Raw genomic sequence first — 15,211 nt, 5'->3', positions numbered from 1 at the left:
ACTCGGCCCCAAGCCCGAGCATGAAATCCAGCGCGCGCTCGAACGCGAGGTGACGGCCGAACGCTGGACCAGGCTCGACGCTGAGATCGATCGCACGGCGGACGCACTCGGCGTCATCGACTTGCGCCCCCAGCAGCCCGGACCCGACGATCCCCAGGTCCGCCGCCTGATGATCGGCCGCTTGCAGCATCTGGAGACGATGGGGCTCGCAGCCGAGGCCACGCCCGGTCAGTGGGCACTGGCGGCGGATGCGCAAGCAAGCCAGGTTGCGCGAGCTGGGCACGCGCGGCGACATCATCCGCACGATCGGCAAGGCGCTGAACGATCGCGGCCTGCAGCGCCCGCTCGACAGCTACGAGATCGTCAGCGCCGCGCCGCAAAAGCCCATCGTCGGCCGGTTGATCGACAAGGGGCTGCACGACGAGCTGCATGGCTCGGCCTATGCCGTGATCGACGGCATCGACGGGCGCACCCACCATGTCCGGCTTCCGGGCATCGAGGCGCTGGAGCGCAGCCCGGATATCGGCGGCATCGTCGAGCTGCGCGCTATCGGCCGGCCGGGCGATCCGAAGCCGACGATGTTCCTGGCGACGCGATCCGATCTCGACCTCGCCGCCCAGGTGAACGCGACAGGCGCGACCTGGCTTGATCATCGTCTCATCGAGCGCCGCCGTGCGGTGACGGCCGCCGGGTTCGGATCGGAGGTGCAGCAGGCGCTCGACCAGCGCACCGATCATCTCGTGCGCGAAGGACTGGCCCGCCGCTTCGGCAACCGCGTGGTTCTGCAAGGCAACCTGATCGACACGCTTCGCCGCCGCGAGCTGGACGCGACAGGTGCCGAAATCGCGGGCCGGACGGGACTCGCCTACCGCCCCACCAGTCCCGGCGACAAGGTCGCCGGGACATGCCGCCAGCGCCTCGCGCTCGCCTCGGGCCGCTTCGCGATGATCGACGACGGGTTGGGCTTCCGGCTCGTGCCTTGGTCGAACGACCTCGAACGCCAGCTGGGCCGGCAGATCGCAGGCGTCGCCCGCGACGGCGGCGGCATCGGCTGGTCGCTGGGCCGCAAGCGCGGCCTCGGCATCTGAACAAGGAGATAAACCATGCCCGCTACCAAAATCCTCTGGGGCCAGATCATCGCCGTCTTCCTGATCGTGCTCGCCGCGATCTGGAGCGCCACGCAATGGACGGCGGCGGCGCTGGCATATCAGCCCGAGCTTGGCGAACCCTGGTTCATGGCGCTCGGCTGGCCGGTCTATCCGCCTTACGCCTTTTTCTGGTGGTGGTTCAGCTTCGATGCCTATGCGCCCGGCATTTTCCAGACCGGCGCCTATATCGCCGCGTCGGGCGGGTTCGTGGCGGTCGCGGTCGCCATCGCCATGTCGGTGTGGCGTGCGCGCGAGGCGAAGAACGCGGAAACCTATGGCTCGGCGCGCTGGGCGACCGAGGACGAGGTGCGCGCGGCCGGACTGCTCGGCGACGACGGCGTGGTGATCGGCAAGCTGGGCCGCGCCTATCTGCGCCATGACGGTCCCGAGCATGTGCTGTGCTACGCGCCGACCCGCAGCGGCAAGGGCGTGGGGCTGGTGGTGCCCTCGCTCCTGACCTGGCCGGCGTCGGCGATCGTCCATGACATCAAAGGCGAGAACTGGACGCTGACCGCTGGCTTCCGCGCGCAGCATGGCCGCGTCCTGCTGTTCGACCCGACCAACGCGGCGTCGGACGCCTACAACCCGCTGCTGGAGGTGCGGCGCGGCCAGTGGGAAGTCCGCGACGTGCAGAACGTGGCCGATGTGCTGGTCGACCCGGAAGGCTCGTTGGAGAAACGCAACCACTGGGAAAAGACCAGCCATGCGCTGCTGGTCGGCGCGATCCTGCATGTGCTCTACGCCGAGCCCGACAAGACGCTTGCCGGCGTCGCGGCCTTCCTGTCCGATCCGGCGCGCACGATCGAACAGACGCTGGCCGCGATGATGGCGACACCGCATCTCGGCGAAGCCGGGGTGCATCCGGTGGTTGCTTCGGCCGCGCGCGAGCTGCTCAACAAGAGCGACAACGAACGCTCGGGCGTGCTCAGCACCGCCATGTCGTTTCTAGGGCTTTACCGCGATCCCGTCGTCGCCCAGGTCACGCGCGCCTGCCACTGGCGCGTCATGGATCTGGTCGCGGGCGAACTGCCAACAACGCTCTACCTCGTCATTCCGCCCAGCGACATCTCGCGGACCAAACCGCTCATCCGCCTGATGCTCAACCAGATCGGGCGGCGGCTGACGGAGGAACTGAACCAGGGCAACCGGCATCGCCTGCTGCTGATGCTCGACGAGTTTCCCGCACTCGGGAGATTGGATTTTTTCGAGAGCGCGCTGGCGTTCATGGCCGGCTATGGCCTGAAATCCTTTCTGATCGCGCAGTCGCTCAACCAGATCGAGAAAGCCTACGGACAGGACAATGCGATTCTCGACAACTGCCACGTCCGGGTGAGCTTCGCGACCAACAACGAGAAAACGGGGGAGCGCGTGTCGAAGGCGCTCGGCACCAAGACCGAGATGCGGGCGATGAAGAATTATGCCGGGCACAGGCTCTCGCCCTGGCTCGGGCATCTGATGGTCTCGCGCTCCGAAACCGCCCGGCAGCTTCTGACGCAGGGCGAAGTCATGCAGCTGCCGCCCGACGAGGAAATCGTCATGGTGTCGGGCGTCCAGCCGATCCGCGCGAAAAAGGCGGCCTATTATGCCGATCCCCGTCTCGCCGCGCGGATCATGCCGCCGCCCGATCCGGCCGCATCGCCACCGCGGGAGGTCCGTCCCCACGACTGGACGGGGCTCGCCGCCACGGCCGATCCCGCCGAGATCGCGGCGATCATCCGGCGCCAGGAGGATGCCGCCAACAGCGGGCTGCGCCGCGAGCCCGAGCTTCCCGATCATGTCGCCATCGTGAAGGAGACGGCGCCCGCACCGCCCGCGCAGGAATTTTCCATCGTCGAGGACGAGCCCGAGGACGCCGCGCGCCAGGCCGCGGCGCGGCGCCGGATGCAAGGCATCGCACGGCAGGCGTCGCTCGATCCCGACGACGGCATCGAAATGTAGGAGGCTCCCATGCGCGTCCGTCTCAACGTCTATTTTCCGCCCGAACTGGCCCGCCAGGTGAGCGAGCTGGCGATCCGCCGCCGCATCTCGCGCTCGGCTATCGTGGAAGCGGCCGTTACGTCCTGGATGTCGCCGGACGGCGCCGACCGGATGGAGGCCGCGTTCGCGCGGCGGCTCGACCGTCTCTCGCGCCAGGTTCAGCGGCTCGAACGCAACACCGGCCTCACCACCGAGGCGCTGGCGCTGTTCGTGCGTTTCTGGCTGGCGGTCACGCCACCGCTGCCCGACGAGGATCAGGCGGCGGCCCAGGTCAAGGGGCGCAAGCGCTATGAGGGTTTTGTCGAGACGCTCGGCCGGCGCTACGCCAGCGGCAAGAGCCTGCTCGATGAGATACCGGAGGATATTGCAGGTCGTGACGGCGGCTCAGCCGACACATGACAGTGTGCGAACCAATCGGGGCCGGCCATGCGCGACTCGGCCAGCTATGTTCGCGAAAATAGCGCGGGCGGAGAGCGGCGCCGAAAGTGTCCGACCGCAACGCGCACTTATCTACCGCCGTCACTACTACGCCCTGACATAGTTGTTGCCCCGCGCGATTTCCTGTCTCTCTTGATGTGCCCCTGACGCCGGGCGGCGGTTCGCCCGGCCCAATTCAGGGGCCGTTCCTTGTCCGTCCAGTCGATCCGATCCGAAGCGAACATGCGCGGCGCGCGGATGCTGCGCACGGCGCTGGGGCCGTCGATCGCGGCCTGGCTCGACGATGCCGCCGTGATCGAGGTGATGCTGAACCCGGACGGCCGGCTGTGGGTCGACCGGCTGGGCGAAGGCATCGGCGACACCGGCATGATGCTCGGCGCGGCGGATGGCGAGCGCATCGTGCGCCTGGTCGCGCACCATGTCGGCGTCGAGGTCCATGCCCGGTCCCCGCGCGTCTCGGCCGAACTACCCGAAGGAGGAGCGGTTCGAGGGGCTGCTGCCGCCTGTCGTCGCCGCCCCGGCCTTCGCGATCCGCAAGCCGGCCGTCGCGGTGTTCACGCTGGGCGACTATGCCGCGGCCGGCATCATGTCGTCCGCCCAGGCGGACACGCTCCGGCAGGCTGTTTCGGCCCGCGCCAACATCCTCGTGGCGGGCGGCACCGGCAGCGGCAAGACCACGCTGGTCAACGCGCTCCTGGCCGAGGTCGCAAAGACGACTGATCGCATCGTCCTGATCGAGGACACGCGCGAGCTTCAGTGCGCCGCGCCGAACCTTGTCGCCATGCGGACCAAGGATGGCGTCGTCTCGCTGTCCGATCTCGTGCGGTCCAGCCTGCGCCTGCGTCCCGACCGTATCCCCATCGGCGAGGTGCGCGGCGCGGAGGCCCTCGACCTCCTCAAGGCCTGGGGCACCGGGCACCCCGGCGGCATCGGCACCATCCACGCCGGGACCGCGATCGGCGCGCTGCGCCGCATGGAGCAACTCATCCAGGAGGCCGTCGTCACGGTCCCCCGCGCGCTGCTGGCCGAGACCATCGACCTTATCGCCGTGCTGGTCCGCGACGGGCACGGCCGCCGTCTCGCCGAACTGGCCCGCGTCGAAGGGCTCGACGCCGCGACCGGCGACTACCGCCTCACGCCGCTCATCACCCCCCAGACCGGAGACCTGCCATGACCAACGACGCCAAGCCCATCAGGACCATGAAGGGCCGCCTGCTCGGCGGCACCATGCTCGACCGCCTCGGCCATATCGGCATCACCGCCGCTGGCCTGCTCTACGCGATGCCCGCCCATGCGGGCGGATCGTCGATGCCGTGGGAAGCGCCGCTGCAAAGCATCCTCGAATCGATCGAGGGGCCGGTTGCCAAGATCATCGCGGTGATGATCATCATCGTGACCGGCCTGACCCTGGCCTTCGGCGATACGTCGGGCGGGGCGCGGCGAATGATCCAGATCGTGTTCGGCCTCAGTATCGCGTTCGCGGCCAGCTCCTTCTTTTTGAGCTTCTTCTCGTTCGGCGGCGGGGCGCTGATCGCATGACGGGCGCGGCCGATCACGGCGAGCCCATCGCGGGCTATTTCGCGCCGGTCCATCGGGCGCTGACCGAGCCGATATTGCTCGGTGGCGCCCCGCGTTCGCTCGCCATCGTCAATGGGACGTTGGCGGGCGCGATCGGCCTGGGCCTGCGCCTCTGGATCGCGGGCCTCGCCCTCTGGGCCATCGGTCACGCGCTCTCGGTCTGGGCGGCGCGGCGCGACCCGCAATTCGTGGACGTGGCCCGCCGCCACCTCCGCTATCCGACGTGGATGCGGCCATGATGAGCCTGCGCGAATACAGGAACCACGCCGCGCATCTGGCCGACTTCCTGCCCTGGGCCGCGTTGGTCGGCGAGGGCGTCGTTCTGAATAAGGACGGGAGTTTCCAGAGGACGGCGAAGTTTCGCGGCCCCGATCTTGACAGCGCGACGCCGGCCGAGCTGGTCGCCACCACCGCGCGGCTCAACAATGCGCTGCGCCGGCTGGGCTCGGGCTGGGCGATCTTCGTCGAGGCGCAGCGCACGCCCGCGCTCGACTACCCGGAATCCGATTTCCCCGATCCCGTCTCGGCGCTGGTCGACATGGAACGCCGGGAGCAGTTCCGCGAGGAAGGCGCGCATTTCGAGAGCGGCTATTATCTGACGCTGCTCTGGATGCCCCGGCCGAGGACGCCGCCCGCGCCGAAACCTGGCTCTATGAAGGCCGTTCCGGCACGGGCGTCGATCCGTGGGAGTTGCTCAAGGGCTTCACCGACCGCGGCGATCGCGTTCTCAATCTGGTCGAGGGCTTCGTGCCCGAGGTCCGCTGGCTCGATGACGCCGAGACGCTGACCTGGCTGCACAGCACGATCTCGACCCGTCGCCAGCGCGTGCGCGTGCCCGAGACGCCGATGCACCTCGATGCGCTGCTCGCCGACGAGCCGCTGACCGGCGGGCTCGAACCCCGTCTGGGCGACCATCATCTCCGCACGCTCACCATCACCGGATTCCCCAGCGTCACCTTTCCCGGCCTGCTCGACGAGCTGAACCGGCTCGCTTTCGAGTATCGCTGGTCGACGCGGGCGATCATGCTGGACAAGACCGATGCGACGAAGCTGCTGACCCGCATCCGCCGCCAGTGGTTCGCCAAGCGCAAGAGCGTCGCGGCGATCCTCAAGGAAGTCATGACCAACGAGGCATCGACGCTGCTCGACAGCGACGCCTCCAACAAAGCCCTGGACGCCGACACCGCCCTGCAGGAGCTGGGCGCCGACTATGCCGGCATGGCCTATGTCACCGCCACGGTGACGGTGTGGGATCGCGATCCCGCGATTGCCGCCGAGAAGCTGCGGCTGGCCGAGAAGATCATCCAGGGCCGCGACTTCACGGTGATCCCCGAGGGGATGAACGCCATAGAAGCGTGGCTCGGCTCACTTCCGGGCCACACCTACGCCAACGTCCGCCAGCCCCCGGTCTCCACCCTCAATCTCGCCCACCTGATCCCCCTGTCAGCGGTATGGGCGGGGCCGGAACGGGACGAGCATTTCGGACAGCCCCCTTTGCTCTACGCGAGGACCGAAGGCTCGACCCCGTTCCGGTTTTCCCTCCACGTCGGCGATGTCGGCCACACCCTGATCGTCGGGCCGACCGGCTCGGGCAAGTCGGTGCTGCTCGCGCTGATGGCGATGCAGTTCCGCCGCTATGCGGGGGCGCAGGTCTTCGCGTTCGACTTTGGCGGCAGCATCCGCGCCGCCGCGCTCGGCATGGGCGGCGACTGGCAGGATTTGGGCGGAATGCTCGCCGACGAGGCCGGCGATGGTGTCCAGCTTCAGCCGCTCGCCCGGATCGACGATCCGGCCGAGCGCGCCTGGGCCGCCGAATGGCTGGCCGCGATCCTCGCCAGCGAGAACGTCACCGTCGATCCGCAGGCGAAGGACCATCTCTGGTCGGCGCTGACCTCGCTCGCCACCGCGCCGGTCGCGGAACGCACCCTGACCGGGCTCGCCGTTCTCCTCCAGAGCCAGCAGCTCAAGCAGGCATTGGCGCCGTGGTGCGTGGGTGGCGCCTGGGGCCGACTGCTCGACGCCGAGAGCGAACGGCTCGGCGACGCGGCGATCCAGGCGTTCGAGACCGAAGGATTGATGGAAAGCGGCGCGGCGCCGGCCGTGCTCTCTTATCTGTTCCACCGCGTCGCCGGCCGGCTCGACGGCAGCCCCACGCTCGTCATCATCGACGAAGGCTGGCTGGCGCTGGGATCGCCGGCCTTCGCCAAACAGCTATCGGAATGGCTGGTGACGCTGCGCAAGAAGAATGCGAGCGTCATCTTCGCCACCCAGTCGCTCGCCCAGATCGAGGGCAGCCCGATCGCGCCCGCCATCGTCGAGAGCTGCCCGACGCGCATCCTCCTGCCCAACGAGCGCGCGGCCGAGCCGCAGATCGCGGTGATCTACGAGCGGTTCGGGCTCAACGCGCGGCAGATCGAAATCCTCAGCCGGGCGACGCCCAAGCGCGATTATTACTGCCAGTCGCGGCGCGGCAACCGCCTGTTCGAGCTGGGGCTGGGTGAGGTCGCGCTGGCCTTCGCCGCCTCCTCCTCCAAGACAGACCAGCTCGCCATCGCCGGGATCATCGAAACCCACGGCGTAGACGCCTTTGCCGCCGAATGGCTGCGGCATCGCGGCTGCGCCTGGGCCGTCGAGCTTCTTCCTGAAGCCCATCGCCACCCCACCAGGAGTTGCCCCTATGAAGTCCACCATCCTGCGCCGCGCCCTTACGGCCGGCGTTCTCGCCACGTCGAGCATCATCGGCATCACCGCGTCCGCACCAGCGCACGCGCAGTTCGGCGGGATTGTCTATGATCCCACCAACTACGCGCAGAACGTGCTGACCGCCGCCCGGTCGCTGCAACAGATCAACAACCAGATTCAGCAAATCCAGCAGCAGGCGACCAGCCTCATCAACGAGGCGCGCAATCTCGCTTCGCTGCCGCTCTCGACGGTCGACACGCTCCAGCAGCAGGTCCGGCAGACGCAGCAGCTGCTCGGACAGGCCCAGCGCATCGCCTACGATGTTCGGAACATCCAGCAGGCGTTCGAGGGCCGCTACAAGGGAACCGCGCTCACCGGCACCAACGCGCAGATGATCGCCAACGCCAATGCGCGCTGGGAGGACAGCGTCGGCGCGTTCCAGGACGCCTTGCAGGTGCAGGCGGGCGTGGTCGGCAATATCGACGACGCCCGCACCACGATGAACAGCCTGGTCACGGCCAGCCAGTCCGCGACCGGCGCGCTCCAGGCGGCGCAGGCGGGCAACCAGCTTCTCGCCCTGCAATCGCAGCAGCTCGCCGACCTCACCGCCGCCGTCGCCGCGCAAGGCCGGGCGCAGTCGCTCGACGCCGCGCGACAGGCCGCGATCGAGGCGGAAGGGCGCGAACGCTTCCGCCGCTTCTTCGGCCGCAACTGACGGGGAGCCCTGCCAATGTCCCGCAACGCCAAGATCGCCGGTGTCGCAGCGCTCGGCGGCATCATGCTGGCCGTCGCGCTTGCTGGCTTGCGTGAACCGAACGACCCGCCCCTCGGCGCGGTCCTTCCTACCATTGAGCAGGAGAGCAACAGAAGCGGCTGACGCGCGAACTGGAGCGTTGCGCTTCGCTCACCATGCCGGATTCCGGGTGCGAGCAGGCATGGGCGGCGAACCGCCGCCGCTTCTTCGGAAAGGATAGCGACGCGCCCGCGACGGCCGGGAATGCATCGCCCCCGCCGCCTACAATAGCGCGGGCAGCGATGGCAGCCGGGCGAACGAGGCTATCCGGCCGGAGCTGCCCGGCAACTTTGTCGCCGATCAGGCCGGGAGCACCGCGCCATGAGCGATACCGGCATCGTCGATACCTTCCTCGACACCTTCTCCACCTACATCGATTCCGGCTTCGGCCTGCTTGGCGGCGAGGTCGGCTTCCTATCGTCGACGCTGATCGCGATCGACGTGACCATCGCCGGGCTATTCTGGGCCTGGGGCGCCGACGAGGACGTGATCCAGCGGCTGGTCAGGAAAACCCTCTATATCGGCGCCTTCGCCTTCATCATCGGCAATTTCCAGTCGCTTGCGACGATCGTGTTCGAGAGCTTCGCCGGGCTGGGCCTCAAAGCGAGCGGCGGCACGCTGACAATCGGCGAGTTCATGAAGCCGAGCACCATTGCCGCCAAAGGGCTGGATGCGGCGCAGCCGCTGATCGACGCGGCCGAGGCGTTCAGCAGCCTGTGGGCGGTATTCGCGAATCTCGCGATCATCGTCGTGCTGCTGCTGTCCTACCTGATCGTCATCCTCGCCTTCTTCTTCATGGCCGGGCAGGTCTTCGTGACGCTGATCGAGTTCAAGCTGGTGACGCTGGCCGGGTTCGTCCTGCTCCCGTTCGCCTTCTGGAACCGCACCTCGTTCATGGCCGAAAAGGTGCTGGGGCATATCGTCTCCAGCGGGATCAAGGTGCTCGTGCTCGCCGTCATCATCGGGATCGGCACGACCTTGTTCAGCACGTTCACGGTCACGATCGGACCCGAGCCCAACGCGCGGCAGGTTCTGGGAATCGCGCTCGGCGCGCTGTCGCTGCTCGGCCTGTCGATCTTCGGCCCCGGCATCGCCAACGGCATCGTCTCGGGCGGCCCGCAGCTCGGCGCGGGCGCAGCGGCCGGAACCGTGCTGGCGGCAGGCGGCGCGCTGGTCGGTGGCGCAGCCGCCGCGAAGCTGGGCCTGGGCGCTGCCGCCTCGACCATAGGCGCGACCGGCCGGATGACCGGCGCCGCCGCACGAGGCGGCGCGCGCATGGCTGGCGGCGCAGCGGGCGCTTACAGCGTCGGCTCGTTCGGCAGGAGCGGCGCGGGCGCGGTGGCGGGCGGCATGGCCGCTGTCGGACAGAAGGCGGCGAGTGGCGCTGCCAGTGCCGCGTTCTCGCCGCTGCGCCGGATGGCCGGAAAAGCCGGCGCATCCATGAAGGATAACTTCCGCACGGGCGCCCGCGCCGGCCTCGGTGCTGCGCCCGCATCGGGAAGCTCCGCGCCCGCAGCCCCGGCTTCCGCTCAGCCCGCATGGGCCTTGGCCATGAAGAACCGCCAGTCCGCCAGTCACGGCGCGACCGTGCTCGCCCACACGATGAAGGCCGGCGACAGCCACGGCGGCGGCGCCGGTCCCGACGTCAAGGAAAGGGAATGATCCGAAATGTTCCGACGACCCACCATCCGCTACGGCGAGACCCCCGAGCCCGCCACGCCCTATCAGCGCGCAGCGCAGGTCTGGGACGACCGCATCGGCTCCGCCCGCGTGCAGGCCAGGAACTGGCGCCTCGCCTTCTTCGGCGCGCTTGCCTTGTCGGGCGGGCTCACCGCCGGCCTCGTCTGGCAATCCGCCCGCGGCCACATCGTTCCCTGGGTGGTCGAGGTCGATCGGCTGGGTGAAGCGCAGGCGGTCGCCCCGGCCGAAGCCGGCTACCGCCCGACCGACCCGCAGATCGCGTTCCATCTCGCCCGCTTCATCGAGCAGGTCAGAGCGATCCCGGCCGATCCGGTTATCGTCCGCCAGAACTGGCTGCGCGCCTACGACTTCACGACCGATCGGGGAGCGGTGGCGCTCAACGACTACGCCCGCGCCAACGACCCCTTCGCCAATGTCGGCCGGGTGCAGGTCGCGGTGGACGTGTCGAGCGTGATCCGGGCATCGCCCGACAGCTTCCGCGTGGCCTGGATCGAGCGGCGCTATCAGGACGGTAGCCTCGCCGCCACCGAACGCTGGTCCGCGATCCTCACCGTCGTCGTGCAGCCGCCGCGCACGCCCGACGCCCTGCGCAAGAACCCGCTCGGCGTCTTCGTCAACGCTTTGAATTGGTCAAGGGAGCTGTCGCAATGACGCACACGCCATTTCGCCGTTCCGCCTCGGCGGTCCTGCTTGTCTCCGCCACCGCGCTCGCCGGCTGCGCCACCACATCGGCGAAGCCGCCCTCCATAGCCTACGACGATCCGCCGCGCGAGATCGCGGCGACGCCGGCCGCGGAACCGCCGCGAAACTTCGACGTGTTGACGATCCCCGAACCTCTGCCGCTCCCCGGCCAATTGAAGCCGGTCGCGGCCGGAGCGGCGACTTCCGAGCCCGCCGATCCGCGCCGCCGCGTCGGGGCAGCCAACGCCGCCGCGCGCATCCAGCCCACCCGCGACGGCTATGTGAACGCGATCCAGCAATATCCATGGACCGAAGGTGCGCTCTATCAGGTCTATGCCGCGCCCGGACAGGTGACGGACATCGCCTTGCAGGAAGGCGAGCAGCTCGTGGGGCCGGGGCCGGTCGCGGCCGGCGATACGGTCAGGTGGATCATCGGCGACACGGTGAGCGGCAGCGGCGCGACGGCGCGCGTGCATATCCTCGTGAAGCCGACGCGGCCCGACCTTTTCACGAACCTCATCATCAACACTTCCCGGCGCACCTATCATCTGGAGCTGCGCGCGACGGCTTCGACCTACATGGCGTCGGTATCGTGGACCTATCCGCAGGACGCGCTGATCGCCTTGCGCGGGGCCAACGCCGCCGCGGCATCCGCCGCCCCTGTGGCGAGCGGACTCGACCTCGCCGCGCTCAATTTCCGCTACCGGATCGAGGGCGACCGCGTGGCCTGGCGTCCGGCCCGTGCGTTCGACGACGGCCGGCAGGTGTTCGTCGAGTTTCCGGCCGGGATCTCGCAGGGCGAGATGCCGCCGCTGTTCGTGACCGGCCTGGCCGACGACGCCGAGCTGGTCAATTACCGCGTGCAGGGCCGCTACATGGTGGTGGACCGGCTGTTCACCGCCGCCGAGCTGCGCCTGGGCGACCGGCGCAGCGAGCGGCGCGTGCGGATCGTGCGCGACGGCGCGGAACCGCGCCGCAGGGGGCGGTGATGGCCGATCCCGCCGCCACGCCCGTCCAGCCTGCACGTGAGCAATCTGTGCCGGCCGCGCCGCAGGCATCCCCGCAACCCGCATCCGCGAATCCCGCCGCCTTCCAGCTTCGCGGGCCGGCGCCGCGCGTCATGCGCCTGTCGAGGAAGGCGCTGGCCACGCTCGGCGTCGTCGCCGGCGAGCATCGGCGGCTCGCTTTATTATGCGCTCGCGCCCAAAGGGGAGAAGGCGGCCAGGGAACTCTACAATACCGACAGCCGCGCCGCGGCGGAGACCATCACGTCGGGGCCGAAGGATTACGGCCAGGTTCCGAAACTCGGAAAGCCGCTCCCCGGCGATCTCGGCGGGCCGATCGTCTCGGCGCAGCAGCGCGGGCAAGACGTGCCCGCGCCGCCGATCGGCGCGCAGCCCGATCCGCGCGCCCAGGCCGCCGAAGCTGCGCGCCAGCGCATCGCCCAGGAACGCGACGCCGCCCGCACCAGCACGGTGTTCCTTGGGCAAAGCGGTGCCGGGGCCGTCGCGATGCCATCCTTGCCCGGATTGGCGATAGCAGCGCCGGACACCTCCGCTCCGCAATTCCCGGAACAGCAAGACGGCTCAGCGGCGCAGGGCGATCAGGCCGGAAAGCGGGCGTTCATGGCGCAGGCCGCCAACCGGCGCACAGTCAGCGCCGAGCGGCTGACCGCGCCGGTTTCGCCCAACATCGTGCAGGCGGGCAGCATCATCCCCGCCGCACTCATCACCGGCATCCGCTCCGACCTGCCCGGCCAGATCACCGCCCAGGTGACGGCTAACGTCTATGACAGCCCCACAGGGCGCATCCTGCTCATTCCGCAGGGCGCGCGACTGATCGGCGAATATGACAGCGAGGTTGCTGCGGGGCAGACCCGCGTGCTGCTCGCCTGGGACCGGCTCATCATGCCGGACGGCCACTCTATCGTTCTCGAGCGCCAGCCCGGCGCCGATGCGGCGGGTTATGCCGGCTTGCAGGACCGCGTGAATCAGCATTGGGGCAATCTGCTGAAAGCCGCAGCGGTCTCGACCTTGCTCGGCGTCGGGACCGAGCTGGGGGCCGACAGCGAGGACGACCTGACTCGCGCGCTCCGTCGCGGCTCGCAGGACACCATCAATCAGACCGGCCAGCAGATCGTGCGGCGGCAATTGAATGTGCAACCGACACTCACCATCCGGCCGGGGCATCCGCTCAGGATCGTCCTGACCCGCGACCTTGTATTGGAGCCCGTTGGAGGCACACGATGACGAAACTGAAGCTGGGGCCGATCCCGGAGGACAAGCCCGTCAAGCTCGCCGTGGAGTTGCCCGCCACCGTGCATCGCGATCTCGTCGCCTATTCAGACGCGCTCGCGAAGGAGACCGGGCAACAGCCGTTCGCACCGGAGAAACTCGTCGCGCCGATGCTGGAGCGGTTCATGGCGACCGACCGCGCCTTTCGCCGGCATCGCGCGCAGGGGAGTTGAAGGCGGTGTAAATCCCGCCTCAGTTGCCGAAGAACCGCTTGTGCCGCGCCCTGCCGTCCGCCTCCGTGACGGCCATCTCGGCATTGAAGCATTCGTCGCCGCGCACCGAGCCTTCCGCGCATTGCGTCAGAACCTGCCGGGCCTCGCCGAGATGCGCCGCAAAATACTGCTTGCCGCGCGGCTCAGCCGGCGAAGCAGCGGGAGCCGGGCTCGCGACGACTTGCGCCTGCTCGACCGGCGCGATTACCGGCCGGAGCACGAAACCCGCTCCGAACCCGACGATCAGCGTGACCAGCACGATGATGAGTGTCTTGCCTTGCGCCATGACGCGCTCCTTTCTCCGGTTGCAAATCAGGCCGGCCATTGGTTGCGATCCGGCTTGTTAACGTCGCATGTCACTGTCTCGCGCGTTCACGGAATGTCGAACGACAGTGCATGGCGGTCGCGCACGAAGGCGAGGAACCGCCGCAGTGCGGGATTGCCGTTGTCCTCTCGCCAATAGCCGGAATAGCTGACGAACGCCGGTCCCTGCTCGCCGAGGATGGGCCGATAGACGACGTCGGGATAGCGCGCGCCGGTCCCACCCTCGCAGATGATCGAGACACCGAGCCCGCCGCCGAGCACGCTCAGTATCGCTTCCCGGCTCGCCTGGTGCATCCTGATATCGGGAGGCTCGCCCGCCATCATCAGACGGCCGAGCAGTATGTCGCGAATCTCCGGGCCGGGATCGGCGCCGGGCAGCAGGAAACGCTCGCCACGCAGATCGGTCCAGTGAACGGTCTCGCGCCCGGCCAGGACATGACTGTCGGGCAGGGCGATCATCACGCGCTCGTTCCAGAACGACGCGTGCCGGAAATCGGCGTGGTTCGCTTCGCCCACCAGGATCGCGATGTCGATCTCGCCCGTATCGAGGCCGGCAAGCAATGCGCCCCGGTCGGCCTCCACGCCATCGACCTCGACGTCGGGGTGGGCCGCGCGCCAGCCCAGTATCGTCGCGCGCAGATGGCCGGCCGAAATCGCGCTGTTGTGCCCGATCATCAGCCCGCCGGCGCGGCCCTGACCAGCCGCCCGCATCATTGTCGCCATCTTTTCCGCGTTCGCCACCATCGGTCGCGCCGCGCGGATGAACTGCGCGCCGGCAAGGGTCATGGTGACGCCCGCTTGCGAGCGATTGAAAATTCTGCCGCCGATCACCCGCTCCAGCTTCAGGATGGCGCGGCTCAGGGTGGATTGCTCGACGTCTAGCGCCCGCGACGCGCGATATAAGCTGCCGTGATCGGCTGCTGCAATGGCAAATCGGAGTTGGCGAATGTCGAAAGGCATCGGAACTCCTTCGACATTCATTCCACGCGAGGCGCGGTCAGAAGTGACTGATAACTTCTGGCTTGGCGGCTTTTGGCAAAGCATCTCAGCGTTGTTTCAATACTGGAGAGGACCGAATCCTTAGTTACGTCGCCAGGATGGACGGCCACCCGAACCGTCAACAGCGGATGAAGCACCTGGCGAGCAAGCGCTGCGGAGGCTAGAGAAGACGCCGTCCTTGCAGTCGATCTGCTTGCCCAGGTGATCACTGGTGCGGTCGAAGTCCCCCTACGGTGTCTCAGGGAATGAGAACCGAAGCTCATGCCGCAGGAGGCGGCCTGCACCAAAGCGACAAGGACGCCTCTCGACTGTAGGCTACTCGAAGCCGTGACGGGGTAGTCGGCGAACGCCATACAAGTCGATCGACTAAGGTGCGGATACAGC

General features: G+C 68.4%; 14 protein-coding genes and 2 pseudogenes. 14 read left to right on the top strand and 2 right to left on the bottom strand.

Features of this window, described 5'->3' with window-relative positions:
- Positions 1 to 248 precede the first annotated feature (248 nt).
- The 14 genes and pseudogenes from LY284_RS22100 to LY284_RS22035 all read left to right on the top strand — a co-directional run bounded on the left by LY284_RS22100 (position 249) and on the right by LY284_RS22035 (position 13,465).
- Positions 249 to 1,088, top strand: a complete 840-nt coding sequence (locus tag LY284_RS22100; protein WP_233387982.1) for a DUF3363 domain-containing protein — start codon at positions 249 to 251, stop codon at positions 1,086 to 1,088.
- 15 nt (positions 1,089 to 1,103) lie between these two features.
- Positions 1,104 to 3,086, top strand: a complete 1,983-nt coding sequence (locus LY284_RS22095) for a conjugal transfer protein TraG (protein ID WP_155178407.1) — start codon at positions 1,104 to 1,106, stop codon at positions 3,084 to 3,086.
- 9 nt (positions 3,087 to 3,095) lie between these two features.
- Positions 3,096 to 3,524, top strand: coding sequence for a CopG family transcriptional regulator (locus LY284_RS22090; protein ID WP_155178410.1), 429 nt, complete (start codon positions 3,096 to 3,098; stop codon positions 3,522 to 3,524).
- Positions 3,525 to 3,800: 276 nt separating this feature from the next.
- Positions 3,801 to 4,737 (top strand): annotated as a pseudogene (gene trbB, locus LY284_RS22085) (P-type conjugative transfer ATPase TrbB).
- 53 nt (positions 4,738 to 4,790) lie between these two features.
- Positions 4,791 to 5,102, top strand: coding sequence for a TrbC/VirB2 family protein (locus LY284_RS22080; RefSeq protein WP_031290822.1), 312 nt, complete (start codon positions 4,791 to 4,793; stop codon positions 5,100 to 5,102).
- Positions 5,099 to 5,380, top strand: coding sequence for a VirB3 family type IV secretion system protein (locus LY284_RS22075; protein ID WP_155178416.1), 282 nt, complete (start codon positions 5,099 to 5,101; stop codon positions 5,378 to 5,380). Before LY284_RS22080 ends, LY284_RS22075 begins: the two co-directional genes overlap by 4 nt.
- Positions 5,377 to 7,934 (top strand): annotated as a pseudogene (gene trbE / locus LY284_RS22070) (conjugal transfer protein TrbE). The gene LY284_RS22075 and the pseudogene trbE overlap by 4 nt, the downstream one beginning before the upstream one ends.
- A complete protein-coding gene (gene trbJ, locus LY284_RS22065) occupies positions 7,819 to 8,538 on the top strand; it encodes a P-type conjugative transfer protein TrbJ (RefSeq protein ID WP_155178420.1) in 720 nt (239 codons plus the stop codon). Before trbE ends, trbJ begins: the two are co-directional and overlap by 116 nt.
- A 15-nt stretch (positions 8,539 to 8,553) precedes the next feature.
- Positions 8,554 to 8,700: a hypothetical protein gene (locus tag LY284_RS22060; RefSeq protein WP_233387981.1), complete on the top strand. Its 147-nt coding sequence runs from the start codon at positions 8,554 to 8,556 to the stop codon at positions 8,698 to 8,700.
- Positions 8,701 to 8,937: 237 nt separating this feature from the next.
- A complete protein-coding gene (gene trbL, locus LY284_RS22055) occupies positions 8,938 to 10,278 on the top strand; it encodes a P-type conjugative transfer protein TrbL (protein ID WP_155178424.1) in 1,341 nt (446 codons plus the stop codon).
- A gap of 6 nt (positions 10,279 to 10,284) precedes the next feature.
- Entirely contained in the window at positions 10,285 to 10,968 is a 684-nt protein-coding gene (gene trbF / locus LY284_RS22050) for a conjugal transfer protein TrbF (RefSeq protein WP_155178426.1), read from the top strand.
- Positions 10,965 to 11,987 carry a P-type conjugative transfer protein TrbG gene (trbG, locus tag LY284_RS22045; protein ID WP_233387980.1) on the top strand — a complete coding sequence of 341 codons (1,023 nt, stop codon included), beginning with the start codon at positions 10,965 to 10,967 and terminating at the stop codon, positions 11,985 to 11,987. Before trbF ends, trbG begins: the two co-directional genes overlap by 4 nt.
- 36 nt (positions 11,988 to 12,023) lie before the next feature.
- The gene (locus LY284_RS22040) at positions 12,024 to 13,247 is read left to right on the top strand and encodes a TrbI/VirB10 family protein (protein WP_233387979.1); all 1,224 of its coding nucleotides are present in this window, start codon (positions 12,024 to 12,026) and stop codon (positions 13,245 to 13,247) included.
- Positions 13,244 to 13,465 carry a DUF2274 domain-containing protein gene (locus LY284_RS22035; RefSeq protein WP_155178432.1) on the top strand — a complete coding sequence of 74 codons (222 nt, stop codon included), beginning with the start codon at positions 13,244 to 13,246 and terminating at the stop codon, positions 13,463 to 13,465. The genes LY284_RS22040 and LY284_RS22035 overlap by 4 nt, the downstream gene beginning before the upstream one ends.
- A gap of 19 nt (positions 13,466 to 13,484) precedes the next feature.
- On the opposite strand, the gene LY284_RS22030 is transcribed toward LY284_RS22035, so the two are convergent.
- Together LY284_RS22030 and LY284_RS22025 are read right to left on the bottom strand one after the other, a co-directional pair.
- Positions 13,485 to 13,790 carry a hypothetical protein gene (locus LY284_RS22030; RefSeq protein ID WP_155178434.1) on the bottom strand — a complete coding sequence of 102 codons (306 nt, stop codon included), beginning with the start codon at positions 13,788 to 13,790 and terminating at the stop codon, positions 13,485 to 13,487.
- A gap of 86 nt (positions 13,791 to 13,876) precedes the next feature.
- Positions 13,877 to 14,788 (bottom strand): LysR family transcriptional regulator, encoded by a 912-nt coding sequence (locus tag LY284_RS22025; RefSeq protein ID WP_174834971.1) that lies wholly within the window; start codon positions 14,786 to 14,788, stop codon positions 13,877 to 13,879.
- Between the last annotated feature and the right edge of the window lie 423 nt (positions 14,789 to 15,211).

It is taken from the genome of Caballeronia sp. PC1, from assembly GCF_021353155.1.
In the GTDB taxonomy this organism is placed as follows: Bacteria; Pseudomonadota; Gammaproteobacteria; order Burkholderiales; family Burkholderiaceae; genus Caballeronia; species Caballeronia cordobensis.
This window is presented reverse-complemented; position numbering and strand designations above follow the sequence as displayed.